At 57.6% G+C, this 535-nt stretch carries 1 protein-coding gene and 1 pseudogene; both read left to right on the plus strand.

Going from position 1 to position 535, the window contains the following annotated elements; all coding sequences use genetic code 11:
- The first annotated feature begins 17 nt into the window (after positions 1–17).
- Positions 18–140, plus strand: a complete 123-nt coding sequence (locus tag GG26_RS13670) for a hypothetical protein (protein WP_414391194.1) — start codon at positions 18–20, stop codon at positions 138–140.
- Between the two features lie 76 nt (positions 141–216).
- Positions 217–535 (plus strand): annotated as a pseudogene (locus GG26_RS13675) (RNA-guided endonuclease TnpB family protein); the annotation flags it as partial.

Genomic DNA, 535 nt, shown 5'->3' on the forward strand with positions numbered 1-535 from the left:
TGGTGGGGTTGGCGGTGGTGGGCGGTCGCTTCTTAGCAGCCCACATCTCTGAACGCGCCGTGCATTGGGTGGGGGGCGGCTTATTTCTGGTGTTTGCGTTGCTGACCGGTTGGGAGCTGCTGGGATCCGGGATCAGCTAGAAATCGCAGGAGCCCCGCACTGTACCCGTAGGGTCAGTGCCGGGAGGAATGCGCTTTGATGAAGTACAATGAACTTATGAGCCAAGTCCTGACCGTCTCCTGTAAGCTCGAGGCGTCCCAGTCGCAAGCCGCCAAATTGGACGCGACGATGGAGGCTTTTGGCCAAGCCTTGAACTGGGTCAACCAGAACACGCCGGAGAAGATCGTCAACGCGGTCAAACTGCAATCCCTTTGCTACTACGAGATTCGAGCCCGGTTCGGCTTGTCCAGTAACTTGGCTCAGCAGGTGTGCAGGCGGGTGGCAGGCGCTCGCAAAGTGGCAAGACAGCGCAACCGTCCAGTTAAAGAGTTCAAGCGTAGGTTCGTTACCTACGACGCACGTATCTTTTCATTCC

The sequence above is a fragment of the Synechococcus sp. 'PEA 65AY6A-5F PE A' genome (assembly GCF_047462575.1).
GTDB lineage: Bacteria > Cyanobacteriota > Cyanobacteriia > Thermostichales > Thermostichaceae > Thermostichus.